This window comes from Vibrio scophthalmi LMG 19158 (assembly GCF_000222585.1).
Lineage (GTDB): Bacteria > Pseudomonadota > Gammaproteobacteria > Enterobacterales > Vibrionaceae > Vibrio > Vibrio scophthalmi.
Genome location: NZ_AFWE01000213.1, coordinates 85,875 through 110,814, shown reverse-complemented (window position 1 = coordinate 110,814; position 24,940 = coordinate 85,875). Strand labels below are relative to the sequence as shown.

Genomic DNA, 24,940 nt, shown 5'->3' with positions numbered 1-24,940 from the left:
CTCAAATCAGAACGTGTTTAATGCTTACAACAGATTATGGCTACCCGTTGGCAAATATTAATGATAATATTTATCAAATAGAATTTGAAAATTTAAGCGTCAAGCCAATTTGCTTGATTGTTGATTTCTCGAACATTTTAAGACTATGAACTTATTTAAAACCAGTTTAGCGATTGTAATTTCTGCGGCAATTAGCCCAGTCTCAGCCTCAAGCCTCGACAGCGCGCAAGCGATCCAAAATAAAACTAACTCTGCCTCTGTTGCAAGCCAAAAGCGCATTGATAACAGCGCTGATACCACGCTTAGATTGCAAGCTGAGATTGAACAGCTTGAAGAAGAAGTCAAAAACTTAGAAGTGTATCAAAAGCACCTTTCAGCTTTGATTGTTAATCAAGAGCAAGAGATGGCGAACATCGATGCCCAAGTACAAGAAATTAAAGTGACGCGCCAAGGTGTTGTGCCTTTGATGTACCAAATGGTAGAGGCATTACAACAACGTATTGAAGCTGATGCGCCAATCAAAAAACAACAACGTTTTGAGCGAATTGAGAAGCTACAAACTTTAATGACGCGTGCTGATATTAGTGATGCAGAAAAATATCGTCGTATTTTGGAAGCATACCAAATTGAAATGGATTACGGCACTAAGCTGGGTTTATACCAAGGGAAAATTACGTTAGCGGGCGAACAGCGTGAAGCGGATATTTTACACCTTGGCCGTATCGCTCTTATCGCCAGAAGCTTAAACGGTAATACATTCTGGGCGTGGGATAAGCAGGCTAATGATTGGGTGATCGTTGATAGTTCGGCAAAATCTGATCTTGATAAAGCGTATGCAATGGCGGCGAAACAAACAGCGCCAAGCCTTATTACCATTCCAGTTTCACTGCTAGCGGAGACGAAATAATGAAACTTAAATTACTCGTTTCAGCTTGTGCATTGAGCGTGCTTTCTTTTACTACTTCTGCGAGTAGTGATTTTGCCACCCAAGCGAAAGTGGAAAACAGTCAACAAGCTAAACATAACCAAAGCCGTGAATCGGGTTTTAAAGCCACAGAGAAAGAACTGGCAGAGCTTAAAGCGAAGTTGGATGCTAAGCGCAATCAACTACAAACACAAAACGACAGATTAGCGGAAACGTTTGGCCAAAACGAGGATGCGTTAGCACGCCTTGAAGAACAGTTACGCCTTGAAACTGGCAGCCTTGGTGAAGTCTTTGGTGTCGTTCGTCAAAATGCAAAAGAGCTACAAACCGAGTTAAATCAATCCGTCACCGGTGTTGATGCACAATCTTATAATGCCCAAATTGAACAAATTATTGCGGCGACAAGCCTACCTTCGATGCCTCAATTGACTGCTTTGTGGAAAGCGTTAGATGAACAAGTCCAAGCGGGTGGCACGATTAGCTTTAGCCAAGTGAACTTTGTTGACGGTGAAGGTAAAACGAATCAAGTCGATGTTGCTCGTCTAGGTGCGATTGGTTTGGTTGGTAACAACGGCTACTTGGCATGGAATGGTCAAAAAGCAGAAGCTAAAGCGTACTTAAAACAACCCGAAAAGGGCCCGACATTATCGTTGGTGAGTGATCTGCAAAACGGCGCGTTACAAAATGTCGTGGTTGACCCGTCGCGTGGCATCATGCTGGAGCAATTGGCTTTGGAACCAAGCCTGAAAGATCGTCTGCAAGCGGGCGGTGTGGTAGGTCAAATCATCCTTGGTCTGTTGGCTATTGGTGTGATCATTGCGGTATTCCGTGGTGTGAGTTTGGCTATGGCTCGTCAAAAAATTCGTGCGCAGCTGAAAACGCCAAATGTGCCGGGCAACAACCCATTAGGCCGAATTTTAGCGGTCTACAACAAAGAACAAAATCGTAGTGTTGAAGCACTTGAATTGCGTTTGCTTGAGGCTGTCGTTGATGAACAAGCGCAACTTGAAAAGGGCCTTTCAATGTTGAAACTGTTGGCTGCTTTGGCGCCAATGTTGGGTCTGTTAGGTACGGTAACGGGGATGATTGAGACTTTCCAAGTCATTACCCAGTTTGGTAACGGTGATCCTAAAGTCATGGCGGGTGGTATTTCAATGGCGCTTGTGACGACAGTGCTTGGCCTGATTGCCGCAATGCCTCTGTTACTGGCACACAATGTGTTGAGCTCACAAGCGGAAAGTATTCGTAATATTCTTGAAAAGCAAGGTATTGGTATTGTGGCTGAACAAGCAGAAAAAGCGTTGCCAAGCGCACCAGTACGCACTGTAGAGAATGCTGCGTAATGGAACTGTTTTCAATCTCATGGTTGCCCAGTGGTATTCAAACCAGTGATTGGGTTATGTCGTTGCAAAGCTTTATGGAGCAGGGCGGGCAGGTTCTCTGGTGGTTAGGGCTGGTCGTATTGATATGCTGGGTTTTAATTGTAGAGCGAGTGATCTTTTTGCTTGTCCATTACCCAAAATTACGTCAAGACTGGCTCAATCAATGGCATCAACGCCAAGAGCAGAGTTCTTGGTATGCGCATGCCATACGCGACAGTTGGATTGCACAAGCACATATGGCTTTGCATCAAAACCTTAATATGATCAAAGTGCTGGTGGCGATTTGCCCAATGTTAGGTTTGCTTGGCACTGTGACGGGTATGATTTCAGTGTTTGATGTCATGGCGACGCAAGGCAGCAGTAATCCAAAATTGATGGCGTCAGGTATTTCATTAGCAACGTTACCTACCATGGCGGGTATGGTTGCAGCGCTAGCGGGCATGTTTGTTCATGCTCGTTTGGCGAAAGCTTGTCAGCTTCGAGAAATTAAATTAGAAAAATCATTAAGGAGTCAGCGATGAGACTCGGTAGACGCCAACATAAACAAGAAGAGGCGCAAATCGACCTTACTTCGATGCTCGATATTGTCTTTATCATGTTGATCTTCTTTATTGTTACCAGCTCGTTTGTACGCGAGTCTGGTGTGGAAGTGAATCGACCTCAGGCTTCAAATGTAGTGAGCCAAAAAGACGCGGGCATTTTTGTTGCGATTACTTCAGCGAACGATATCTATATTGATAAACGAGTTGTGGATGTAGAGCGTGTGCAAGCAACGTTAGAGCATCTTTTACTCGATAAGCCTGACGCATCATTGGTGATCCAAGCCGATGAGCATGCTTATAGCGGTACGGTTGTTAAAGTGATGGATGCAGCGAAAGGCGCGGGCGTGAAAAATATCGCGCTAGCGGCGGAGAAAAAGTAGTGTTGCGTGTTCTTTTTGCTTTACCCATTGCAGGTGTGATTGCATTAGCGCTGTTTAGTTTTATGGCATGGATGGTCGATGGTGGTCATCGCCGTGCGCCCGAGCCTAGTGAAGCGTTAAGTTTTAATATGGTTATGGTGGAAAACGAACAAGACGTACAACGCCGTCAGCGTAGTGTTCCTGAGCAGCCTAAAGCCCCGGAAGTCCCAGATCAGGCACCTGTTTCACAGGCCAAGAATCAAGTGACCAACGTGTCACCAATGGCGATGCAACCGATGCTAGGGTTGAGCACCACCATAGACGGGTTAGCGATTAATGCGCCTACCTTTGGTGATTTTGGTGTCAATCAACAAGCCATGCCGCTTTATCGTGTTGAGCCTCGTTATCCAGCGCGTGCACTTAAACGCGGCGCTCAAGGTTATGTGGTGCTCAAATTCACCATTGATCCAACAGGACGCCCTCAGGACATCGAAGTGTTAGAAGCCAATCCTAAGCGTATGTTTGAGAAAGAAGCCATTCGTGCGCTGAAAAAATGGAAGTATCAACCTAAGGTTGAAGATGGCAATGCGTTAGCGCAACTAGGTCAAACTGTTCGATTGGAGTTTAAGTTAGCCAAATGATAATACGTAAATTATTCACGGCTGTGCTGGGTTTTATCGCGATTTCGGCCGGTAGTGGTCTTGTTGGCGTGTCTGTTGTCAATGCTGCTGAGCTTAGCCAGTACACGGCCATCCGAGTGCAAAAAGCGAATCAATTGGCGCAAGACGAGAAGTTTGCTGAAGCGATTCAAGCTCTGCGAAAGATTGAAACGTCTAAAAGCTATGATCAAGCGTTCGTCGCTCGGATGCTTGGCGTGTTTTACTGGCAAGATGGTCAGACGAAACCTGCAATTAAGCAGCTCAAGTTAGCTGTCGAGAGCAAAAAACTTGAAGACGAGCAGGGCTGGGTAACTGAGAAAATGTTGGCGGATTTACTGCTCAGTGATCAACAGTTTAGTGCTTCATTACCTCATTACTATCAGTTAGTACAGCAGGTTCCTGAGAGTCAGACAGAAGACCAAATTTGGTTGCGTATTGCGCAAGCTCATTATCAGATTGAACAGTGGAAAGCGGTTATCCCTGCGATTGACAAATATCGTCGTTTCCAAGCCAAAGATGAGCTGCAACCCCTGTCATTAAAGCTGGGGGCACAACTGCAACTGAAGCGTTGGAATGACGCTATCCCGACACTTGAAAAGTTGGTCTCACTGCAACCGGACAAAGTGAATTGGTGGCGCCAACTCGTGAGTTTGCAGTTGCAGCAAGGCCAGAACAAACAAGCATTAAGTACGTTAGCGTTGGCGAAAGGTCAAGGCGTTGCATTGTCGCAACAAGATCGTGTTTTGCTTGCCCAACTGTACGCGCAAAGAGGCATTCCTGAGAGAGCGGCGATTGAATTGTCCCAGTTAGAAGAAGCAACGACAGATCTTGACCTGATTGTTTCGCAAGCGAGTTACTGGCAACAAGCACGAGAATGGCAGAAGGCGACCAAGCAATGGCAACTGGCGGCCAAACAAGCCGCGAAATACCACTGGAATGTCGCTCAGTTGTTGGTGCAAGAAGGGCAATATCAGCAAGCATTAACGGTACTTGATCGTGTTCAGGGGCGTAAGGCGGATGTCGCTTTGGCTAAAACACGTGCTTATTACAAGTTAAATCAATTAGAGCAAGCTCTGATTCATGCTAAGCAAGCCGATAATATTGAGCCGAGCAGTCAGTCAAAAAGCTGGATAAAATATCTTTCGCAATTACGCCGAGCGAATCAAACGGTATCGTAATTCGAATTAGAAAAGTAAAAGGGAGCTTCGGCTCCCTTTTTGTCATATCGAACTCGTCAATCTGTTGCTTTACGCTTGTCTGTAGGGCTTATTCGCCCGCGCGACTACGATGCTCAACAAAGCGGAAAAACATCGATAAGCCAAAACAAATAAGAAAATAGACCAATCCGACAATCAGCCAGATCTCAAAAATATAGCCCGAAGAATTAGCCATTTCGGTGCCAACAAAGGTCATTTCTTGAATCGAAATGAGTGACACGATAGAAGTATCCTTGACTAAAGAAATGGTTTGTCCAGCCAGCGCAGGTGTAATCGATTTGAGCACTTGGGGTGCGATAACATATCGATATTTGGCCCAACGAGACATGCCAAGAGAATCGGCGGCTTCCCATTGGCCCTGATCAACGCCTTGCAAACCGGCACGTACTATCTCGCCAATATAAGCGGAAGAGAGTAAGCCAATACATAACACACCAGAGGCGAGGTTTTCCCATAGATTGGCAGGGCCAAAGAAAAACTGCTGAAAAGGATTAAGTTCATCTGAATAGTTACGTAGCAGGTTTTCCAACCCCAACAATGGGATAAGTTGATTAGAGATAAAAAAGTAAAATATGAAGACAAAAACCAGCGGTGGGATATTACGTACCAACTGGATAAAAGCATTCGCTGGCACATTAAGCCATGTGGATTGTGAAAACTTAGCTAAACCTAACCCAACGCCGACCACGACCGCAAAAACAATCCCCCATAAACTCAGGCGCAACGTCGCGAATAACCCCTGAAAGAAATAGGGTAAGCTGCCATCTGCACGCGGAGTAAACAGTAAATCCAGTGCTTTCTGCCAGTGCCAAATGTAATTAACCCCGACGGTAGAGCGATGATATAACCAAGCAAACAGTGCAAAGCAGAGTGCCAGCAATACCCAATCCAATGGCTTAAAGCGCCAAGGCGATATGGCGTTAGGGATTTTGGTGGATAAGGTTTTGGATGGAAGGGGCTTGCTCACTCATATACTCCAAGCTTGAGATTGCCAATTGAACGCGATGTTCAATTGGCGTTGTTTTCCCGTGTTCGTTGCCTTTAATGGCAATGATTTACTGTCCTTGGGCAATTTGATCTTGCCAATCTAAGGTTGAGAACCAATATTCATAACGCTCTTTTAACCAACCATCTTGCGTACGTTGCTCAATCCATTGGTCGAAAAAGGCTTGTTTGTCATCTTCGCCTAAACGTACTGCAAAGGCTTCATTGCCTTGAGATAAGCGTTCGCTAAACGGTAAGAACAGTTTGTCAGCATGCTTAATTGTTTCATGTTCCGGTTTTGGGCTCGAAGCAATAACGGCATGCGCATTACCATTCAGCACTTCTTGGAAGGCTTGAGAGTCGTCATCAAACTGAAGGATTTTCGCTTTAGGAAACGTTTCGCGAGCCACTTGGACCGTGTAAGCACCGCGACGAGCGGCAATTTTTACTCGACGCGAGTCGAAATCTTCAAGTTTAGTAAAGCCTTCCGCGAGTTCTTTATTGGCTGCAACTTGTACCCCTGAGTGTGAATAAGGTGCAGTGAACAACACACTTTTAGAACGTTCAGGTGTCACAGACATTCCGCCAATGATGACGTCAAATTTTTTGGCTAACAACGCGGGAATAATGCCATCCCATGCGGTGGGAACAAATTCCACTTTCCAGCCAGAATCTGCCGCAAGTCGCTTGGCGACATCAATCTCAAAACCAATCAATTCACCTTGTTTATTACGCATTGCCCAAGGGACAAAGGTCGACATGCCTACGCGTAGTGTGCCGCGCTCATTGATGGCTTCCAGATTAGAGGTCGCATTTGCTTGCTCTTGTGCGCTCACTAACGAAGGGATCGCGATGGCTATCCCTAATAACGCTGTGATGGTTGCTTTGAATAACTTCATGTTATCTCCTTATATTTTACGCCAACTGGCTCCTAGTCTACTTTCTAGCCATGCGGATAAGCCGGAAAGTGATAATGTTAAAGCAAGATAAATAGCGGCGACTGAGAACCAAATTTCAAACGGCATCGCGGTTTCAGAAACGATGTTTCTCGCTTCAGTGGTCAAATCAAAAATCGCCATCACACTGACAATCGATGAGTTTTTGATTAGCGAGACCACTTCGTTGGTCAGCGGAGGCAAGGTACGTTGTAACACCTGCGGCAAAATCACATCTTTGTAACTGTTGAATGGTGATAAGCCGAGTGTTTTGGCTGCCTCAAACTGTCCTTTAGGAATGCTATTTAGCCCCGCGCGGAGGATTTCTGCCGTGTACGCGCCTTGAAATAAGGAAAGAGCTAGTACAGCGGTGCTAAAGCGGTCTAAGCCGATAACGGGGCCAAAAACAAAATAAAGTAGGTAGATTTGCACCAATAGCGGTGTGTTGCGGATCAATTCGACATAGCCAGTCGCGATCGCTCGGCCAATAATTGAATCACTTAACCTTAATAATGCGGTTGCAAGCCCGATTAAAAGGGTAAAGCACAAACTTATCGCTGAGATTTTGATTGTGACGACTAAGCCGTCAATCAATTCAGCGGGCCACCACTCACCATCTTCATAGAAGATGATGTAATCGGGGACGCGATGCCATTGCCACTGATAACCCATTGCTTGCGCACCTGAATCCAATAGCCAGACAATCGCCAGCGTAATCAAGGCTATTTGCACCAAGGCTTGTAGGACGGGTTTAACGATTCGTACGATCATTTAGTAGCTTAAAATTTGGTTTAAGAAGGTTTTGGTGCGTGGATGTTGTGGATTTTCAAACAAAGCGACGGGCGAATTCATTTCAACGATCTCGCCTTCATCCATAAACACCACTCGATTAGCGACTTTTTTAGCAAAGCCCATCTCATGGGTTACGCAAATCATGGTCATGCCGCTTTGTGCTAATTCCACCATCACATCGAGCACTTCATTGATCATTTCAGGATCGAGCGCAGAAGTGGGTTCATCAAATAAGAGTAAATCTGGTTCCATACATAACGAACGAGCTATCGCCACACGTTGTTGTTGTCCGCCGGAAAGCTGAACAGGGTATTTGTTGGCTTGTTCCTCGATGTTGACTCGCTTGAGATATTTTAGCGCGCGCTGTTGTGCTGCTGGTTTGGAAAGCTTTAGAGTGCGAATCGGAGATAGGGTCAGGTTTTCCAGCACGGTCAAGTGCGGGAAAAGATGAAAGTGTTGAAAGACCATGCCAATCTTGCCGGGCTTAATGGTTTTACTTATGGTTTGCTCACCAAATACTTGGATTTCGCCTTGCTGAAACTGCTCTAAGTTATTGATACAGCGAATTAGGGTAGACTTGCCAGAGCCAGAAGGGCCACAAATGACGACAATTTCCCCAGGTGCAACCGTGAGATTAATATCTTTTAGCGCTTGGAATTCGCCGAACCATTTATTAACGTTGCTAAATTCAATGATGGGTGTTTGAGTCATCAAGGTCACATTTTTATTTTTTATTGTCGTTAGACAATAACAACTAATTAACGATTTTGCACTGGCAAATGAATTGAAAGCGTGCATATTCGGCGATTTACACTGGATTTGTATAGTTCATAACCGCTGTCTGTGATCATTGGCACACCCTCATTTAAGCCACTGCGAATAAAGCATTTTGACTGAGTCGCTTTAGGGTTAGAATTAAGTCATAAATGAATCTATTTGGAGCTTGGCTCGCGCAATGGAATATGTTGCTGTTATTGTCCTAATTTTTGTCGCTTTCTATCTTTTCGTCCAGAAACGTTATTTGAACACCAATGAGTTAAAAGACAGTACGTATAAAAAAAATGGACCACTACTCAACGGCAAAGAGTCTGCATTTTATACTGCTCTTATTTCTGCGGTTGGTCAGCATGGTGTCGTGATGTCTAAAGTCGCGATGTCGAAAGTGGTTGCACCCAAAGCTACCGACAAGAAGAGTTGGTTTATTGCTAACAACCGTATTGCCAAGAGCTATTTTGATTATGTCGTCTGTGATCCTCGTAGTTTAGAGGTGCGTGTAGCGATTGAACTTGATGATGGTAGTCCCTTGAGTAAGGGTAAGGCAGAGCGCCAGAAACTCTTAATGCATGTGTGTAAATCAGCGGGCATTCCTTTGATTGGTACCAGCGTCAAACACAGTTATCAAGTGGGTAGGTTACGTCGTTTGTTGGCGGCACATATTGATTTAATCGAACCCGATAAAGAAGTGCGTTTTTGTAAACGTTGCGGCAGTCCAATGGTGATCAAAACGGCCGCGCAAGGTGATTTTAAAGGCCGCCGATTTTTTACCTGCAGTCGCCAGCCTCATTGTACCTATACCGAAAACTACAATGTGGTGTTTGAAGACCTAGATTAAATTGCACACGGGTTCTGACTTTGTGCTGGAACGGGAAGAGCAAGCCATTATGACTCTGCAATAGCTTGCTCATTGTCTTGATATGCCATCACCTGATTGCGTCCATTTTTCTTCGCTTTATACAGTTCCATATCTGCAATATGTAGCACATTTTCTAGGCTATTAAACGGATCGCATTGATAAACGCCAATACTGGCGGTCAAAGCAATCGGCTTCTCTGCAGAGAAGAAATGATAGTCCTCAATTGCCTTTCTGATTCGTTCTGCCTTGTATAGAGCTTCTTTGCTCGACGTATTACGCAGAGCGACACAAAACTCTTCACCACCAATACGATAGACGGGATTTTCGTCACTGTGTTTGTCAATTAATGCCGCGGCTTGTATCAACACTTTGTCGCCAACATCATGGCCATATTGGTCATTAACTTGTTTAAAAAAATCCAGATCGAGGATCAGTAATGCCATTGGCTGTTGGATGTTGTTACGGCGGTAGCGTTCAAAGTTATGCACTAAAGCGTGACGATTATAGACACCCGTTAATGAATCGCGTGAGGCGAGTTGCTGCAATGAACTATCAGAGTGTGCCCGTTTCACTTCAAGAATGTGTGAAACTACCCAAATACACAGATAGCACAGTATGAAATTGACTAAAATGTATGGATGAAAAACACCGTGATATTGCAGCATCTTAAATACCGCCGCTGACAAAACAAGTACGATGCCAATCGTCGTAGCTATCGCGCCTTTCTTTGTACCTAGCAGTAGATAGAACATCAAAGGAAATAGTGACGCCCAAATCAACATACCGTGATGGATGGAGTGGAGAGCAACGCCAAGTGCTATCGCCCCAATCAGAGCATAGGCGTAAATTTCAATCACCAATTGGCGACAATGGTTGTAATAGGTTTGGAAACAAACGTAGCCAGAGAACAACGCAAATAAAGTGTCATAGCCCCACATGAGTTGGGGGGAGCCCAAGGTGATGTTTAGATAGGCGATAACAATCGCAGCGAACGTTAAGAGTAAGCTCAGCCAGAAAAGAACTGCACGGCGGATCTGTTGCGAAGGATTAAATATGTCCGCTTCCATTGTCTATTTCCTTAGCCAACATATGCGGCTGATTTGATTGCAACGACAATGGTATTCATTTACTGATTTGAAGCAAGCGAAGTTTTGAACCAAGATCACACTTTTGATGTTGTGTATGCAACTGACAACGTAGAGCGATCTTTCAATCCAATTTAGTGAGTGTCGACCGCTAATTTTTTAGTATGAGAAAAACTGATCCAAGTTTTTAGTTTGGTTAACGCCCAAACTTCACGTGTCATCAATAGATTACAAATTATCAAACTGGCGGCAATCGCGATGGCAGCACCGATCTCTTGGTAGAGAGGGACAAGGCTGAAGAGCAGTACAAGGTTGATGATTAATGTAATGATGAGTGACCGAACGGTTTTGCCTTCGTTATGAGTCATGTTTAAGACTAAACCCACTGGGCCAAGCTGCATGCTGACAAAATGGCCAACGCAAAGAATAATTAGTGCAGGGTAGGCATCGAGGTATTCTGCGCCAAATAACCACTCGATGAGTAAATCACCAGCAGAAACTAAGACCAAGAAAATTGGCAGAGACACAAGAACCGTTAGTCTTACAGCGCGGCTAAGCAGTGTCTGCGCGTTTTCCATATCGCCACTTTTGTATAAGCGAGCGATGTTAGGCATCAACACGGCACTAATCGATGAGAGAACGATGGTGATTAAAGTGACGGCTTGCATCCCAACACGAAAATAGGCGACGGACTCTAAGTCGCCTAACCACCCAAGTAAGACAATAGCCAGTTCAGCGTTTAGGGTAACGACAAAAGTAATCAATGCAAACGGAACTAAAGAGCGTAACCAGGATCTGGTTAGGTAGTCAGGGCGAGCAGGTTCACTGTATTTTTTAATCACATAGCGGACCAAAAGATAGCTCAATGTGCAGGTGAGTAGCGAGGCGAAAATGGTTATCGTGACCAGTGTCATCGAGGACAAAGGTTTATCGAAGAAAACGTAATACAATAGGACGGCAAGAGTAAAAAAGGGCGCGAGCAATTTGGAGGGCAGTTGCGCCAAAATAGGTTTTTGAAAACCATTGAGAACCGCATCTTGTTGGCTTGCAATACCGCGTAGTGGAATCGCCCACATGGCAATTACAATGAGTGCTGCAACGTGTGGCTGAAAATAATCGAAATAAACCAAGCTCGACATGACCGCTAAAATAACCGCGGAGATTGATAAAACATATCCACGCGACCACCAAAATATGCCATTCAGTTGCGGCCAATTTTTCTCTAAATGAAAATTGGCGACTTCGCGAACCATTAAGTTGGGTATACCAGCTAAAACAGGTAAAGCGGCAACGGTAATAATAGAGAAGACGTAGGTGTATAATCCGTATTGTTCAGCACCAAGAAAACGGGCAAAAATAACCCCGGAAATGACAGATAAACCACGACTGAGCAATTGAAGGCTTGCGGTTCCAAAAAACAATTTAGCGAAAGAACTCATAATATAAAACTTAACATCCTTGTTTCACGTCTCTAGTGTCTATCTATCTTGCTCATGTGGCTTATTATGGTGAGCACGAGTGTTACGCGTACAAGGACTATAAGTTTCATCTGTACGGCTATTTCAAATGACATAAATTCATTGAGAGCCAATTCTACACTGTTCGCTTGTCTGATAAATGAGACGAAATTTAATTGTTTTTTATTGGTAGCTTGATCTTCATACCGGCGAATGTTCAATGCATGTCGTGTTTCTATTCGGTATACAAGGTGGCTTGAGTCATGGTTACTAGTCGCTCGAAAGGTTGTGGTTTCGAGTAGAAGTACCCTTGAATTGTGGTGCAGCCAAGTTGTTGTAACAGTGTTTGTTGCGCGAGGGTTTCTACCCCTTCAGCAACAATGTTGATTTCATTTGATCGAGCTATTGCGATGATGGTTTTGACGATGTTGAGGCTCGATTGATCGTCGATCATTTTAATGATGAATGAGCGGTCGATCTTAATCTCGGTGATTGACAGGGCATTGAGATAACTGAGAGAAGAAAAGCCTGTGCCAAAGTCATCAAGTGCAATGCTAAATCCTTTTTGTTGCAAAGCACTTAAGGTCGGTTGAACGGCTTGCAGATCTTCAATAAAGACATTTTCCGTCAACTCTAACACCATCAGATGATTGCTAACCTGGTAGCGCTCAGTCGTCGCCAAAACCAAATCAACAAATCCCGGGTGAAGAAGCTGCTTAGGTGAAACATTCACAGAGACAGTAATCGGTCTTTCTGCGTGCTGATTAAGTTGTTTCGCATCACGACACGCTCTATCAAGTACAAATGCACCCAGTTCAATAATGGCGTCATTCTTTTCTGCAATATCAATGAAAACCAGTGGTGATATAGGGCCAAGAGTAGGGCTGTACCAACGACATAGTGCTTCAACACCGATAATCTCTCCACTACGAGAGTCAACCTGAGGTTGATAATGAACGTCTAATTCCCCACGTTTTAGCGCCGAGTGAAATTCATCTTCAAGCAAGAAGTGATTTTGCAGTTCAGCCCTAATTTTCTCATCAAAGAAGGTGATTTTGCCTTTGCCTTGTTTTTTAGAACGAGTCAGAACAATATCGGCTTTGGATAGAAGATCGCGGGGCTGATCACCATCATTTGGGTATAGAGAAACACCAATGGACGCACTTAACTCTAGAGCTATGCCGTGTATAACAAATGGTGAGGTTAACGTTTGTTGAATGTCTTGGGCGAAGGCTAGAGCTTGTGCTTGGTCATTGAGCGCTGAAATGCTGAATACAAACTCATCGCCACCAAATCGGGCGACGGTACCATTATTACCGGCCAGTTGAGCGAAACGCTTTGCTGTTTGAACAAGCAGTTCATCACCCACTTCATGACCATATTTATCATTGACGCGTTTGAAGTTGTCGAGGTCGACAAACATCACCGCTAACATCTTACCTTGCAAACGGCTAAAGGCGATGCCTCGCTGAGTATTCCGTTCTAGTAATACTCGATTAGGGAGGTGTGTGAGCACATCGTGTTGGGCTTGATGGCGCAACTGCTCTTTACCCTGCGCGAGCTTGGCAAAGTCTTTTTCAATTCTGCGCTGAAATTGGTTGAAACGTCGGCCTAAATAATTACTTAACAACATCGACATTAAAATGAGAACCAGGGCGAGGGTTAAGCAAAGTAGCAGTACTTTGATCTGTTCGTTTTCATTTTGTTCGCGCATTTGGCTGAGTTGGTCTGCAATGCTGAGATGAATGTCTTCAATATAAACACCAGTACCAATCAACCATTGCCATTCGTGGTCATATTGTACATAGCTTACTTTATCCATCTCCAATTGGCCGCTAGGGTGGTAAGGCGCTTTATACTCAAGATAACCTTGATTAGTGTTGCTTGATTGAAAAACACTTTGTGCTTGCTCTGCAACGCTTTCGAGATGAGTGCCGATTAAACTATCGTCCTTGTGTGCGAGCACTTTTCCTTGTTTATTAAGAACAAACAAATAACCATCGCTATCGAACCGGTAATTGGCAATAGAATCCAATAGTTTCTCTTTTACTTGAGATTCAGCATCTTGCAAATATTCCCCTGAAGCAATCACCCAGCCGTAGGGTTCAAATAGGCGTCCATAACCAATTTTTTCATATTCATCCGGTTGGTTTGGCTTTTTAAACCACCAACGATAATAAGCATCCAAGCGGTTTGAGGAGGTAAATTTATTGATGAAATTTTTAATGTATGGAACGCCTTGAGAATCGCTCATCTCTAACCCTTGCTTTCCTTCTTGCTTAGGGTTTGTGGCGTGCATGACAAAGAGACCATCTGTCTGGAAAATAAAAAAGTAACCGTTGCCATCGTCGTAACGCACATTGCGTAGCGCCTCGGAAATCATTCGCTTAACGTCTTGCTCAGGTTTGTCTTGGTTTTCCTGATAAATGGTCATCGCCACTTGATAGGCGATATCAACATGATGTTTGACTTGAGATTTGAGTGACGTGATTATTTTCCTGCGCTCGTAACGCACTTGGTCATAAGTGCTTTCTACTCGTTGGGCAATGGTCTCTTTTTGCTTCAGTAGGTTCGTGGCAATGAGGTTTTGTTCTAACTGCAGTGCGGTTTTTTGGCTGTCGTTAACTACCAATGAAAGGAGCAGAATAATAAATAGGATAATAAGTGCGAAAGGGACCGTTTTGATTGTGTAGAGTAGTTTTCTATCCGTAAGCGCATTCATTGCAGTGATCACTCCCTTTGAACACTCTATATCTTCAAACGTATCAATGAATAACGAGTCGCAGATATAATAATATTTTTACTAATTTTTCATAGTTTTAGTGAGCTTTCTATCGAGCAAAGATTATAACGTTACGCATATCACGCTTATATTTTTTTTATTGCGATGCTTTGCAATAGGTCAGAAATAGAGTGTAGACAAAAAAGAATTATTGTTTTTCTGCTTTGATTAAGAATCAAAATTAATGTTCACTGTATGGTGGTGTTTATATTCTATCGGTTGAATTGGAAATCTTCATATTATGAGCATCATATCGTAAATAGGATATTTTCCTGCCACTGTTGTGATGATTCGTTGTTCAAGGAGCTTACTTTGTCATTCTATATCGCGTTGGATTTTGGCGGCAGTTCAGTTAAATGTGCTGTGATGGATCACTGCGCGACGATAATTGAACAATTTCACTTACCAAGTCGTGTTGCTAGCTTCGAGCAATGGTTTGAACACTTTGACCCATATTTCCATCATTATCAAGACAAGTACTCGATCGTCGGAATTGCGATGAGTGCATGTGGCGCAGTGGATGTTGAAACGGGTTTCATTCATGGCAAAAGCTCACTTTACTATCTGCATGGTGTGGACGTAATTTCGCTGTTTACCCGCCGATATCACGTTCCCGTTGAGTTGGAAAATGATGCGTGTTGTGCGGCACTAGCGGAGAAGTGGCTTGGGGTATGTCGAGATTCTGAACATTTTTGTTTAGTGGTGATTGGTTCGGGCGTCGGTGGGGCGATCGTCACCAAAGGAGAGATTCAAAAAGGGCACAGGTTACACGGTGGGGAGTTTGGTTATGCCATTATGGGCTTTGAAAACGGCCGTCCACAGATCTTATCTCATCTAGCATCGACATATGCATTGGTGGTGAAAGCGGAAAAGGCGTTATCGTTACCACGTCACTCACTGAGTGGTATTAAAGTGTTTGAGTTGTATGATCAAGATAATGAAGTGATTCGATCGGTGGTATCTGATTGGATCAATTATTTGGCGATGGGACTCTATAATTTACATTACACTGTCGACCCAGAATATATTGTATTGGGCGGAGCGATCAGTCAACGAGAAGATTTGGTGGTGCTGCTTGAGCGGAAATTTGACGAATATCTTCAAGCGATGCCTTATTGTCATGTTAAACCAAATGTTATCGCATCACCATTTGGTAATGATGCTAATTTGATCGGCGCCATGGTGCATTTTTCTCAACGACAAGGTGGTCGATTTAGTCAAAATCAATATATCGGAAGTGCCTAATCTAGTAGGGAAGTGCGTTTTATAGTGATACTAATAGTCGAGAGTAGCAGTCAAAAAAGCCGACATTGATTGTCGGCTCTTTATTAGTTTTGTGCGGCTTTTACACGAATCTTGCTCTTAGCAACTTCTTTTAAGTTTAGCTTCTCAAGTGCTTCGTTTGCTTCTTCATCATTTGGCATCTCAACAAAGGCAAAACCCTTTGATTGGCCTGATACTTGGTCTAACACCAAAGTACATTCACGAACTTCGCCAAACTGAGCAAACAGTTTGCGAATGTCTTGTTCAGTCGTCGCACGAGCGAGGTTACGAACGAGTAATTTCATAGTAAATCATCATTTATGAGGAAGGTGCTTTGATTGTACAGACTAGCGGTCAAAAACCAAGATAAAACCAAGACATTGGCACTATTTCTGTACTTTGGCGGAAGTGGAGAAAGAAACGCCGGATTGATCAGTTAAATAGTAACCAATCCGGTGTCGTAAGACGGCAGGTTATAGGATAGTCGCATTCTCGTCGTAAATGGTGACACGATTTCGACCATCACGTTTTGATTGATATAAGGCGTGATCGGCACGTTTATAGGCTTCATTAAACTCACTATCACGAAGCGTAACACCCCCGACGGAGATGGTTACATCGATACCAGAAATCGCGCTATCCGCTACATGCTCGCGAATAAGTTCAGCTTTATCGTAAAGCATGTCATCGGTCATATCTTTAAATAGCACCACAAACTCTTCGCCCCCCCAGCGCACAGCCGCATCTGTACTGCGAATTTGGCTGGCAATACGGCGAGTCACTTCACTAATGACTTCATCACCTTTTTTGTGACCGTGGGTGTCATTGATGATCTTAAAAAAGTCGATATCAATAATGAGCATTGAGAAGTTATGGGCTCTATTGAGTCTTGGCTCGTAAAAATCTCGGCGATAAAATCCCGTCATTTTGTCGCGTGTAATACGGCGTTGACGGCCTTTAATATAAACCACAATAAAGTGCACTAAAAAGGCGATTAGCAGTGAGGGTGCAAGGGTACGCTGAAGAATATCCCATGCACTGAATCCAACCATAATCGGTTCAGCATCGGTACATGGAATCTCGATCGGCTGTTGGTAGGCTGTTAAAGCCGCACTGGTATTGGCGACCGTAAAATGTTCTTGGTTAAACCGATTGATAACTAGATCGATATAGTCGTTTTTGAGATCGATAGCTAAGAGTGCATTAAGTTTTTGTGCGTTGTAGACCGGATAATAGACAGTGCGTACCCACTGTTCAGTGCCCTCTTCTTGATAAGGTTCAGAGAGCTTGATGTTACAACCATAAAACTGGTCAAAGGTGTTCTCTAATCGCTCAAGTTTAACAATACGCTTCATCACGTCGTCAGATTGGTACGAGCCAAATCGTTCTTGGTACTCTTTACGTAATGGTGAGAAGTGCCCGTAGTTAGCGGGATGCTCAAAAATCGCAATAGTCCAAATATTGTCGTGCGTGATCGGGTCGAGTTGCGAGCGAAGCTTATTGATCCCCGTTGAAAGTACTTTAACGTCACCGGCTTTACTGACCATGATATTGACGCCGTTACGCTCGTATATACCTTTGGCCAAATTGATGGTATCGGTATTGTTATAGTACTGGGCGAAACGACGACTGACAGAATAAATCTGGTTAAAGTCTGTAATTACAGACTTTGACAATTGCTTGAGGTGAACGGCATTAAAAATCGCATACGCAGTGCCCACAAGAATGATCGTCGCCATGAATAGTTTAGCGATAGGGTTAATGTGGTTGCGAAATAGGTCAGATAAGCTTTTATGCATTTGCGTTCTTAATCAAGAATTGAGGCCGAAGTGTAGTTGTTAAGATTATTTATCCAAGTATACATCTTAATCGACACGATAAACATTGCTTGTTTTATTAATCAAAGATAGAACGTCTTGTTATCACTATAAATTTACGCAATGAGTGATTCAGGAAACGATGGCTGATTCGTTTATAATATTGTCAAAATTTGATAACTAGAATAACCAGACGTCAGTGTTTAGCACTCGCAATGTTTCTTGCGCAAATTTTTGACTACTTATTGTGGTAGGTATCAGTCCGTGACTCAAAGCGTGTTTAGAAAGTGATTAGTGAGTGTAGGGCAGAAACAACAAAGCCACATGAAGTGGGCTTTGTTGTTTGTTCATAAGAACGAATTTGGTGCCCGCTACTGGACTCGAACCAGTGACACCTTGCATGTCATGCAAGTACTCTAACCAACTGAGCTAAGCGGGCAAATTGTATTGTTCAACTTTCTTGTTTAAGACAAGAATGGTGCCCGCTACTGGACTCGAACCAGTGACACCTTGCATGTCATGCAAGTACTCTAACCAACTGAGCTAAGCGGGCATTCCTGTGGAACGAGACGAATATTACCCACTGTTTTGGGGCGGTGCAAGGGTAATTTTGAGTAAATTGAACTGTTTGGCGGAGTTATGTGCAGATTGGTTGCGTTTTATTCTTGTAAGGCGGAAAAGTGTGCGCTAGCTCACTCAGTAAATTGAACGAGCCGAGTCGGTTTATAGATATTAGTGTTCATAAGTAAGGAAAATATGGCTGATTTTATTGGCCACGACCATTAAACATCACGATGAAGGTACTAAAAATAATTTTGCTATCCATCATAAACCACGATTTTGTTGAACGCAGTGATAACGCATAGCTGTGATCAAAGCCTACTTTGCGTCTGACATCATCAATGCAAGTGTCGTAGCCTTGGTTGACTTGCGCTAAGCCGGTTATACCCGGCATGACCCCGTAAGTACGGTCGGCGAAGTAGGGAATCGCAGTTTCCAGCTCGTTGTAAAAAGTTGGTCGCTCAGGGCGCGGACCAATAAGTGACATTTCTCCGCGTAGTACATTGAACAGTTGCGGTATCTCATCCAGTCGTGTTTTACGTAAAAAGCGTCCAATAGGGGTGATTCTCGGATCATTCTTGGTTGCCCATACTGCGCCAGTTCGAGTTTCAGCATCTTGATACATGGTGCGAAACTTAATAATGTAGAACAACTCCATTTGTGCTGGTGTCGATTTGCCGACCCGCAGTTGGTGATAAAACACGGGCCCAGTGGAAGTGAGTTTAATCGCCAATGCAATAAACGGCAGTATAGGTGCAAGGAGCAACAACGCAAAACAAGCACCGAAGAGGTCAAACAAGCGCTTAGCGAGCCAAGTTGGGTAATTAGCAGTGATGTGCGGCATGTCAGATTCCTTATACTCGTTTCCAGCGTCCATTTTCTAGTCCGAAGATGTAGCGCAGTCCACCATAGAGATTGGCAAAGTGCCCCGCGACAAAATAGGCGAGAAATTGGCAGTATTTGTTGGATATATGCTGAGGAAAACGGATACCAAATAGCGCAATGGCATAGAGCAGTATCTGTGCGAGGGCGAATAAGGCAAACATTGGTTGTGTAGCGAGCAATACCGAGGTAACGAAGCAAGTGATCATTAAGTAAGGAGTCAGTAATCTCAGTCCTTTTCCTGAGGCAAACGCAAATGCAATGGCGCGATAGCGTGGCAGAAATAGCCCCGCGAGATGAATGGCTTGTTGCATGTTGCCCGCCGAAATACGCAGGCGACGTTGGTAGTCTTTATTCGCACTCGAGGTCTCTTGCTCAATCGCTACCACGTTAGGCTCATAGATCGCTTTGTACCCTAAGCGAACAATTTCCATTGGCAGAATAAAATCATCATTGATGGTGTTGTCGGCGAGTGGTTGAAATAGATGAGTTCGGAATAAATAAAATGCACCGTGTGCACCAATGTTCGCGCCTAGGTTGGCTTCACCAAGCTGAACCATACTTTGGTAGCGCCAATATTTCTCTTCACTGGGATTGATTGAAGCGAGCAGCTGATATTGGCTATTGAGCACGCCGACATTCGTATCGTGAAAATGATGATCGGCCAGCAGGAGCGCGTCAATCGAGATTAACGCAGAAACATCGCTTAGCGCGGTGATATCACTGATTATGTTCGGCATTAGGTGATTGATGAGGGCCACTTTACCGCGGTTGCGTGTGAAGTTGATGATTTCAAAGTGCGTTTCGCTACAGATGGCTTCTTGAATGGTTTCTTCGGCAATCGCTACGGTGTTGTCTGTGCAGCCGTCACAAGCGATGATGACGTTATAGCGCTCACGTGGATAGTCGAGACAGGCAAGGTTGCGAATTTTATCGGCAATCCAGTGTTGTTCATTATAAGCGGGTACAATTATGGTAATGGTCGCTCGAGCGCGATCGGCACGCGAAGGTTGATAGTAACGTAATGGGGTGTTGAACTGACGAGCGGTTTCATTTCTGGCATACCAACGCAGCAATAGCGGATAGCCGCAGTGATGATAAATCACTAAGCTCGCACTGAGAAAAAATAGCGCAATGAGTAGAGTATTTAGCATATTAACGAACCTCCACTGACAAGTTTTGATAAGCCGCGACCATCGTTTGAATATTATTATTATTGAGTACAAATCGACGAGGGCTCACAGATTTTATGTCGGCTAAGGTAGACAACGTTTGTCTTGCGAGCGCTTGTGGTTTTTCGACCTCAAATAAAGCGCCGCTGTGAGGACAAATGGTTTCTTCGACTGACCCGACTTGGCTTGCAATCGTGACAATGTCACATGCCTGTGCTTCTAAAGTGGAAAGTGGGAAGCCTTCGTGACGTGATGGTAAGCAGAACATATCGAGTGATTGATAGAAACGCGGCATATCCTCAACCAAACCTAGCCAATGTATGCGATCTACCACATTGAGTTGCTGGGCAAGGTTTTTGAGTTTTTCAGCTTGAGAGCCGATACCAGCAATGGCGATAGAGATGTTTCGCGGCAGAAGGACGAGAGCCTTGATTAATATGTCATGGCCTTTGACGTATTCCAATCGTCCTGCGCTGCCAATAATCGTATCAGACAAAGGTAGCCCCAATTTTTGTCGCGCTAAAGTCAGGCTTGCGGGTTTGAAGCGCTGGCAATCAATCCCATTTTTGATCACGGTAATATCGGGGTAATTGAATTGACGGCTTAGGCCTGCACTAACACGGTCTGCATCGGCAACTAAACGTGGTTTTGCCATATTTAAGGCGAGGCGCTGTAGGCGAGCGCTGCTACGATTTGATAGATGCCATATGTCATGCTCGGTATGAATATGGCAAGAGATGCGAGCGATTTTTGCTGCTGCGCCACCATACAGTAACGGGCCAATATGATGGGTGTGGAGCACCTGTGGTTTTAATAACTTCAATAATTTTGCCAGTACGAGCAGTGTTGACAGTTGCACGCCATGAGGTTTATTGAGAAAAATAAGGTGGTTCTTAAATGGCATTAGTCTTGGCCAGCGTTGAATTGCTCTGGAAAGGCTACCTTCCAAGCTAACAATCAAAATGCGATGTTGCTTGTCGGCATGGCGTAACATTTCAAGAACTAACGTCTCAATACCACCGGGCGCAAGATGTTGCACGACATGAACAGTTAATTTTGGCTGTGCTTGTTTTGCATCATTCTTATTCATGTTTTACCACCGTATTAATCAACGTATATGGTTTTTGCATCTTCTGTGCCATAATTTAACGTCAATAAAAACAATTATTTATGTAATTTATTGTAGGGTGTTTATCGGTGGTGTTATTTTGAGAATCGTAATGCAATTTTAGGAATGGTTGTCAGTACTGGTGCATGCGTTATCGCCTCTACTTGATCAGATCTACGCAGAGATGAATCAAATAATTCGAAAAGGTAAGCCATCCCTACACCAAGCCCGATACCAGCTATCAAGCCAGCAAGAATGTAAATCAGAGTCGGTAAATTCGCAGGAGCGCTTGGGGTATAGGGTAGGTCGATAATTTTGACACGTTTGTTTTCCTCAAATACCCCAAGAGAGCCTGTTAATTGCGCCATTTCATAACGTTGCAATAACTCGTCATACAGTTGGCGCTTGATCTGAGCATCCCGTTTCAAACGGTACATCTGTTGTGCTGTGTCCCCAAAGTTTTGGGCTTGTTCTTCAATGGCTGTAATCATTGACTCAAGACTTTTGGTTTCTTCTGTCAAAGACTCATAGCGACTGCGTACAAGTTGTAAGCTATGAAGTTGGGTGACCAATAAGGGTTGAATGTTATTAATATCAGAGAGGGTGTTGCTGCTGGCGATATCCCAAAGTTGATCACTGGTGACATTGGGTTGTTCAACTTCTAACAATAAGTTGCGTTCACTCTCCAAGCGCTTTAGTTCTCTTTTTTTGGCTTGTACGGAGCTGTGGTTATCGGTGTACTTAGCTTGGAGTAAAGTCAGTGCGCTGCGAATTTCGATGATTTGATCTTCAATGCGGCCAATAACAGGATTTGTCTTGGACAACTGCTGATCGAGCGAGCCTAAGCTTTTTTCCACCCCTGCCAGTTCGGCTTGCTTCTCCGCTAGGTTTTGTTTGAGCGTCGCCAGTTGGGTGAGGCTTTGGTTTTGCATTTCAGGAGTTACAGCAAGGTTTTTGTTTCGGTACTCGGCCAGTGCATTTTCGGCTTGGTCCAACTCACTACGGCGTTTTTCAATGTGAATGGTTAAGAACTCACTTGAGTCACGAATAGAAGAGCGCTCAGGCGCGAGCAGCTGTTCAATAAAGTGCTCACTGATTGAGGTTAACAAGGAAGCCATACCATCTGGTTTCTCGGCTGTTAACTCTATCTGCAAGAAATCTTTGCCAGGTTGATTGACAGAGAGGTTGGCCGATAAACGCTGGATAATGCGTTCTTGTTGTAATGTACTCATATCAGGAGTGATCAGGCCTTGATCAGCCGCGACGGATTGGAGAACATGGCGACTTTTTAACAAGGTGCTTAGCGCATTTAATCTTTCTTTCAACATGGTTGAAACAGCAATATCCTCCAAAAATGGGTTCATTTTTGCCGTTTCTTGGATAAGCATACTGGTGTGTGAGACATACACCGTTGGGGCCAGTTTAGCGACCATCAAACCAACAAAAGGTAAAATTAATGTCGGTAACACGATAACGTAACGCTGTCGCCACGCCGCATTTAATATCTCCGCAATACGCAGCGTGATGCTACTCATATCATATCCAATAGTGAGCGAACAAATTGACTACGAGCTCGCCAACTATCATCGGCGACAATGTCTGCTGAGTGCTTAGGTTCATAGTTGGTCATTTTAAGCGCTTCGCTCATTTCATGAGCGCTCTCGACAACATTGACGTACTTACTATATCGCTCTAATGCAGGAAACGGTGTTGCGACAATAGGTGCACCAGCGGCGAGGTATTCAAGTAGTTTTAGAGGATTACATGCTTGGATTTGCTTATTAGATTTGAAGGGTAATAAGCTGGCCTGCCAGTGCTGGCTGTAGCAAGGGAGTTGGTTGTGTGGTTTAGGACCTAAATAATGGATATTGGCCAACTTTGGTAGTGGGTTATAAGGCATCTCATTTGGTCCAATGAAAAGAAAGTCCCAGCCCGGCAGATTTAATGCGACAAAATTGATCAAATCATAATCTAACCAGTTTGATAGGCTGCCATAAAAGCCTGCAATAGGTTTGCCGTTTTGCGGAAAATCCAACGCGATTGGAGCGGGTTGGCTAAATAGGTCGACATCCACTCCGTGTGGCAGCAACAAGGTTTTGTTATGCGGAAACTTCGCGCAGATTGCTTCACTTGCCCCCAGAACAAGGTTGGCTTTTTTAACCATCTTCTCTTCATGTTCGGCAACCACGTGATGGTCAACACCTGACAACGCTGAAAAATCATCACCACAGTAGTAGATCACCCCTGATTCATTGAGATGCCCGCAAAGATCGGCCACGGTGGGTAATGAACTCCATAAAATCGGTTTCTCAATATGATGTTCAGCTAAGATCGGAAGAAGTTGATTCAACATCATCGTCTTCGCGAGCTGGCGACTAATATGACTGCTGGGAGCAGGTATGGTACGCAAGTTTACAATATGAACATTATCAGGCACTTGAGAAGGGGTACTAAAGCCTTGTTTGGGCTGCCCAATCAGCTTAGATACTGCACGACGGCAATCATTGGCGTTTAGTTTAGGTTGACGTAAGCCTATTGAATTGACCCAGATGATCTTTCTCATTTTAGGTAGGTGTCGGATTAAGTGTTGAGTGCTTGATGGCAGTCCACCAAAATCTTCACCAAAAACAATCATATCACGCATAGTCTTGCTCCTTTAAATGGCGGACGACTCGCGCCGGATTACCGACAGCAACAACAAAATCTGGGAGATCATGGGTCACGACACTGCCGGTTCCGACTATAGTGCCTTCGCCGATGGTGACATTGGGGCAGATGGTCACATTGGTGCCAATCCATGCATTCTGTTTGATGAGGATATCGCCAACGTTAGCGTCATCATCAGGGGATCCTTGGGCGCGTAACTGGGCATCAAGAGCATGACCCGAATAGCCAAAGATAAATGCACCTGAGGCAATGCGTACGTTGTCTTCAATGACGATTGTTTTTCCGACCGCTATTGTGCTTTGCCACCCCACATCGACATTGTTGCCAATCAGTAGTTCGGGTTGACCGCTTTGTACTCGGCCAGAGAATGTTGTGTGGCCGGAAATTCGACACTGATGGCCAATCCGTAACGTGAGGGGGCCTGAAACAAAAGGTATTCCGCCGTAGAGATAAAGCTGTTTACCACATTGTGTGGTTCGGCCTTTGAATGCTGGCGTATAAACAAACAGACGCAATATGGTTTGGCTGACTAAGGAAAAGAATTGCACTAAATGAAACATAGCTACATTAAACAAACGTGGCGTAGGAACGCCGGTTGCGCGAGCCTGTTTTAGCCACTCAAACAGTCTTTGATAGCGTGGATTTGGGTGAGTTTGTAGCCAAATTTTGAGTGACGCAACTGACATAAGCACCTCGTTATAAAACATTGCTTACATTA

At 44.2% G+C, this 24,940-nt stretch carries 23 protein-coding genes and 2 tRNA genes; 8 read left to right on the top strand and 17 right to left on the bottom strand.

Annotated features, from left to right (window positions below; genetic code table 11):
* Positions 1-145: 145 nt before the first annotated feature.
* Genes RH88_RS19315 through RH88_RS19290 form a run of 6 tightly spaced genes read left to right on the top strand, consistent with a single transcriptional unit; the run spans position 146 to position 5,045 of the window.
* Positions 146-907, top strand: a complete 762-nt coding sequence (locus RH88_RS19315; RefSeq protein WP_005599198.1) for a DUF3450 domain-containing protein — start codon at positions 146-148, stop codon at positions 905-907.
* The gene (locus RH88_RS19310) at positions 907-2,268 is read left to right on the top strand and encodes a MotA/TolQ/ExbB proton channel family protein (protein WP_005599197.1); all 1,362 of its coding nucleotides are present in this window, start codon (positions 907-909) and stop codon (positions 2,266-2,268) included. Before RH88_RS19315 ends, RH88_RS19310 begins: the two co-directional genes overlap by 1 nt.
* A complete protein-coding gene (locus RH88_RS19305) occupies positions 2,268-2,828 on the top strand; it encodes a MotA/TolQ/ExbB proton channel family protein (protein WP_005599194.1) in 561 nt (186 codons plus the stop codon). The genes RH88_RS19310 and RH88_RS19305 overlap by 1 nt, the downstream gene beginning before the upstream one ends.
* Entirely contained in the window at positions 2,825-3,229 is a 405-nt protein-coding gene (locus RH88_RS19300) for an ExbD/TolR family protein (protein WP_005599193.1), read from the top strand. The genes RH88_RS19305 and RH88_RS19300 overlap by 4 nt, the downstream gene beginning before the upstream one ends.
* Positions 3,229-3,849, top strand: a complete 621-nt coding sequence (locus RH88_RS19295; protein ID WP_005599191.1) for an energy transducer TonB — start codon at positions 3,229-3,231, stop codon at positions 3,847-3,849. Before RH88_RS19300 ends, RH88_RS19295 begins: the two co-directional genes overlap by 1 nt.
* Positions 3,846-5,045 (top strand): tetratricopeptide repeat protein, encoded by a 1,200-nt coding sequence (locus tag RH88_RS19290; protein WP_005599188.1) that lies wholly within the window; start codon positions 3,846-3,848, stop codon positions 5,043-5,045. The genes RH88_RS19295 and RH88_RS19290 overlap by 4 nt, the downstream gene beginning before the upstream one ends.
* Before the next feature lie 88 nt (positions 5,046-5,133).
* On the opposite strand, the gene RH88_RS19285 is transcribed toward RH88_RS19290, so the two are convergent.
* The 4 genes from RH88_RS19285 to RH88_RS19270 form a co-directional block, all read right to left on the bottom strand.
* Complete coding sequence (locus RH88_RS19285; protein ID WP_086027421.1) at positions 5,134-6,012, bottom strand: amino acid ABC transporter permease; 879 nt, start codon at positions 6,010-6,012, stop codon at positions 5,134-5,136.
* Between the two features lie 127 nt (positions 6,013-6,139).
* A complete protein-coding gene (locus RH88_RS19280; protein ID WP_005599184.1) occupies positions 6,140-6,967 on the bottom strand; it encodes a transporter substrate-binding domain-containing protein in 828 nt (275 codons plus the stop codon).
* Positions 6,968-6,976: 9 nt separating this feature from the next.
* Positions 6,977-7,774: an amino acid ABC transporter permease gene (locus RH88_RS19275; RefSeq protein ID WP_005599181.1), complete on the bottom strand. Its 798-nt coding sequence runs from the start codon at positions 7,772-7,774 to the stop codon at positions 6,977-6,979.
* A complete protein-coding gene (locus RH88_RS19270; protein WP_005599179.1) occupies positions 7,775-8,506 on the bottom strand; it encodes an amino acid ABC transporter ATP-binding protein in 732 nt (243 codons plus the stop codon).
* Between the two features lie 244 nt (positions 8,507-8,750).
* Between RH88_RS19270 and RH88_RS19265 the strand changes: the two genes are divergently transcribed.
* Positions 8,751-9,407, top strand: coding sequence for a DUF2726 domain-containing protein (locus RH88_RS19265; protein ID WP_005599177.1), 657 nt, complete (start codon positions 8,751-8,753; stop codon positions 9,405-9,407).
* A gap of 47 nt (positions 9,408-9,454) precedes the next feature.
* On the opposite strand, the gene RH88_RS19260 is transcribed toward RH88_RS19265, so the two are convergent.
* The 3 genes from RH88_RS19260 to RH88_RS19250 all read right to left on the bottom strand — a co-directional run bounded on the left by RH88_RS19260 (position 9,455) and on the right by RH88_RS19250 (position 14,692).
* The gene (locus RH88_RS19260; RefSeq protein WP_005599175.1) at positions 9,455-10,495 is read right to left on the bottom strand and encodes a GGDEF domain-containing protein; all 1,041 of its coding nucleotides are present in this window, start codon (positions 10,493-10,495) and stop codon (positions 9,455-9,457) included.
* 152 nt (positions 10,496-10,647) lie between these two features.
* Positions 10,648-11,952: a flippase gene (locus RH88_RS19255; RefSeq protein ID WP_005599173.1), complete on the bottom strand. Its 1,305-nt coding sequence runs from the start codon at positions 11,950-11,952 to the stop codon at positions 10,648-10,650.
* Positions 11,953-12,205: 253 nt separating this feature from the next.
* Positions 12,206-14,692, bottom strand: coding sequence for a bifunctional diguanylate cyclase/phosphodiesterase (locus tag RH88_RS19250; protein ID WP_005599171.1), 2,487 nt, complete (start codon positions 14,690-14,692; stop codon positions 12,206-12,208).
* A gap of 372 nt (positions 14,693-15,064) precedes the next feature.
* On the opposite strand from RH88_RS19250, the gene RH88_RS19245 reads away from it, so the two are divergent.
* A complete protein-coding gene (locus RH88_RS19245) occupies positions 15,065-15,997 on the top strand; it encodes an ROK family protein (RefSeq protein WP_005599169.1) in 933 nt (310 codons plus the stop codon).
* Positions 15,998-16,080: 83 nt separating this feature from the next.
* Here the strand turns inward: RH88_RS19245 and RH88_RS19240 are convergent, their stop codons facing one another.
* The 10 genes from RH88_RS19240 to RH88_RS19195 form a co-directional block, all read right to left on the bottom strand.
* Positions 16,081-16,320: an RNA recognition motif domain-containing protein gene (locus tag RH88_RS19240; RefSeq protein ID WP_005599167.1), complete on the bottom strand. Its 240-nt coding sequence runs from the start codon at positions 16,318-16,320 to the stop codon at positions 16,081-16,083.
* Positions 16,321-16,488: 168 nt separating this feature from the next.
* Positions 16,489-17,814, bottom strand: a complete 1,326-nt coding sequence (locus RH88_RS19235) for a GGDEF domain-containing protein (protein WP_005599165.1) — start codon at positions 17,812-17,814, stop codon at positions 16,489-16,491.
* 380 nt (positions 17,815-18,194) lie between these two features.
* Positions 18,195-18,271, bottom strand: a tRNA-Val gene (locus RH88_RS19230).
* 37 nt (positions 18,272-18,308) lie between these two features.
* Positions 18,309-18,385 (bottom strand) — tRNA-Val (locus tag RH88_RS19225).
* 213 nt (positions 18,386-18,598) lie between these two features.
* Positions 18,599-19,237 carry a sugar transferase gene (locus tag RH88_RS19220; protein ID WP_005599163.1) on the bottom strand — a complete coding sequence of 213 codons (639 nt, stop codon included), beginning with the start codon at positions 19,235-19,237 and terminating at the stop codon, positions 18,599-18,601.
* Positions 19,238-19,247: 10 nt separating this feature from the next.
* Positions 19,248-20,429, bottom strand: coding sequence for a glycosyltransferase family 2 protein (locus RH88_RS19215; protein WP_005599161.1), 1,182 nt, complete (start codon positions 20,427-20,429; stop codon positions 19,248-19,250).
* 1 nt (position 20,430) lies between these two features.
* A complete protein-coding gene (locus tag RH88_RS19210; protein ID WP_005599159.1) occupies positions 20,431-21,537 on the bottom strand; it encodes a glycosyltransferase in 1,107 nt (368 codons plus the stop codon).
* A gap of 113 nt (positions 21,538-21,650) precedes the next feature.
* Positions 21,651-23,090, bottom strand: a complete 1,440-nt coding sequence (locus RH88_RS19205; RefSeq protein WP_005599157.1) for a GumC family protein — start codon at positions 23,088-23,090, stop codon at positions 21,651-21,653.
* Positions 23,087-24,199, bottom strand: coding sequence for a glycosyltransferase family protein (locus RH88_RS19200; protein ID WP_005599155.1), 1,113 nt, complete (start codon positions 24,197-24,199; stop codon positions 23,087-23,089). Before RH88_RS19200 ends, RH88_RS19205 begins: the two co-directional genes overlap by 4 nt.
* Positions 24,192-24,908: an acyltransferase gene (locus RH88_RS19195; protein WP_005599153.1), complete on the bottom strand. Its 717-nt coding sequence runs from the start codon at positions 24,906-24,908 to the stop codon at positions 24,192-24,194. Before RH88_RS19195 ends, RH88_RS19200 begins: the two co-directional genes overlap by 8 nt.
* Between the last annotated feature and the right edge of the window lie 32 nt (positions 24,909-24,940).

Bases quoted from the DNA above. Each gene is read 5' to 3' on its own strand.
- RH88_RS19315 (WP_005599198.1), top strand. From the start codon at position 146: ATGAACTTATTTAAAACCAGTTTAGCGATTGTAATTTCTGCGGCAATT.
- RH88_RS19310 (WP_005599197.1), top strand. From the start codon at position 907: ATGAAACTTAAATTACTCGTTTCAGCTTGTGCATTGAGCGTGCTTTCT.
- RH88_RS19305 (WP_005599194.1), top strand. From the start codon at position 2,268: ATGGAACTGTTTTCAATCTCATGGTTGCCCAGTGGTATTCAAACCAGT.
- RH88_RS19300 (WP_005599193.1), top strand. From the start codon at position 2,825: ATGAGACTCGGTAGACGCCAACATAAACAAGAAGAGGCGCAAATCGAC.
- RH88_RS19290 (WP_005599188.1), top strand. From the start codon at position 3,846: ATGATAATACGTAAATTATTCACGGCTGTGCTGGGTTTTATCGCGATT.
- RH88_RS19280 (WP_005599184.1), bottom strand. From the start codon at position 6,967: ATGAAGTTATTCAAAGCAACCATCACAGCGTTATTAGGGATAGCCATC.
- RH88_RS19275 (WP_005599181.1), bottom strand. From the start codon at position 7,774: ATGATCGTACGAATCGTTAAACCCGTCCTACAAGCCTTGGTGCAAATA.
- RH88_RS19270 (WP_005599179.1), bottom strand. From the start codon at position 8,506: ATGACTCAAACACCCATCATTGAATTTAGCAACGTTAATAAATGGTTC.
- RH88_RS19265 (WP_005599177.1), top strand. From the start codon at position 8,751: ATGGAATATGTTGCTGTTATTGTCCTAATTTTTGTCGCTTTCTATCTT.
- RH88_RS19260 (WP_005599175.1), bottom strand. From the start codon at position 10,495: ATGGAAGCGGACATATTTAATCCTTCGCAACAGATCCGCCGTGCAGTT.
- RH88_RS19255 (WP_005599173.1), bottom strand. From the start codon at position 11,952: ATGAGTTCTTTCGCTAAATTGTTTTTTGGAACCGCAAGCCTTCAATTG.
- RH88_RS19250 (WP_005599171.1), bottom strand. From the start codon at position 14,692: ATGAATGCGCTTACGGATAGAAAACTACTCTACACAATCAAAACGGTC.
- RH88_RS19240 (WP_005599167.1), bottom strand. From the start codon at position 16,320: ATGAAATTACTCGTTCGTAACCTCGCTCGTGCGACGACTGAACAAGAC.
- RH88_RS19235 (WP_005599165.1), bottom strand. From the start codon at position 17,814: ATGCATAAAAGCTTATCTGACCTATTTCGCAACCACATTAACCCTATC.
- RH88_RS19220 (WP_005599163.1), bottom strand. From the start codon at position 19,237: ATGCCGCACATCACTGCTAATTACCCAACTTGGCTCGCTAAGCGCTTG.
- RH88_RS19215 (WP_005599161.1), bottom strand. From the start codon at position 20,429: ATGCTAAATACTCTACTCATTGCGCTATTTTTTCTCAGTGCGAGCTTA.
- RH88_RS19210 (WP_005599159.1), bottom strand. From the start codon at position 21,537: ATGAATAAGAATGATGCAAAACAAGCACAGCCAAAATTAACTGTTCAT.
- RH88_RS19205 (WP_005599157.1), bottom strand. From the start codon at position 23,090: ATGAGTAGCATCACGCTGCGTATTGCGGAGATATTAAATGCGGCGTGG.
- RH88_RS19200 (WP_005599155.1), bottom strand. From the start codon at position 24,199: ATGCGTGATATGATTGTTTTTGGTGAAGATTTTGGTGGACTGCCATCA.
- RH88_RS19195 (WP_005599153.1), bottom strand. From the start codon at position 24,908: ATGTCAGTTGCGTCACTCAAAATTTGGCTACAAACTCACCCAAATCCA.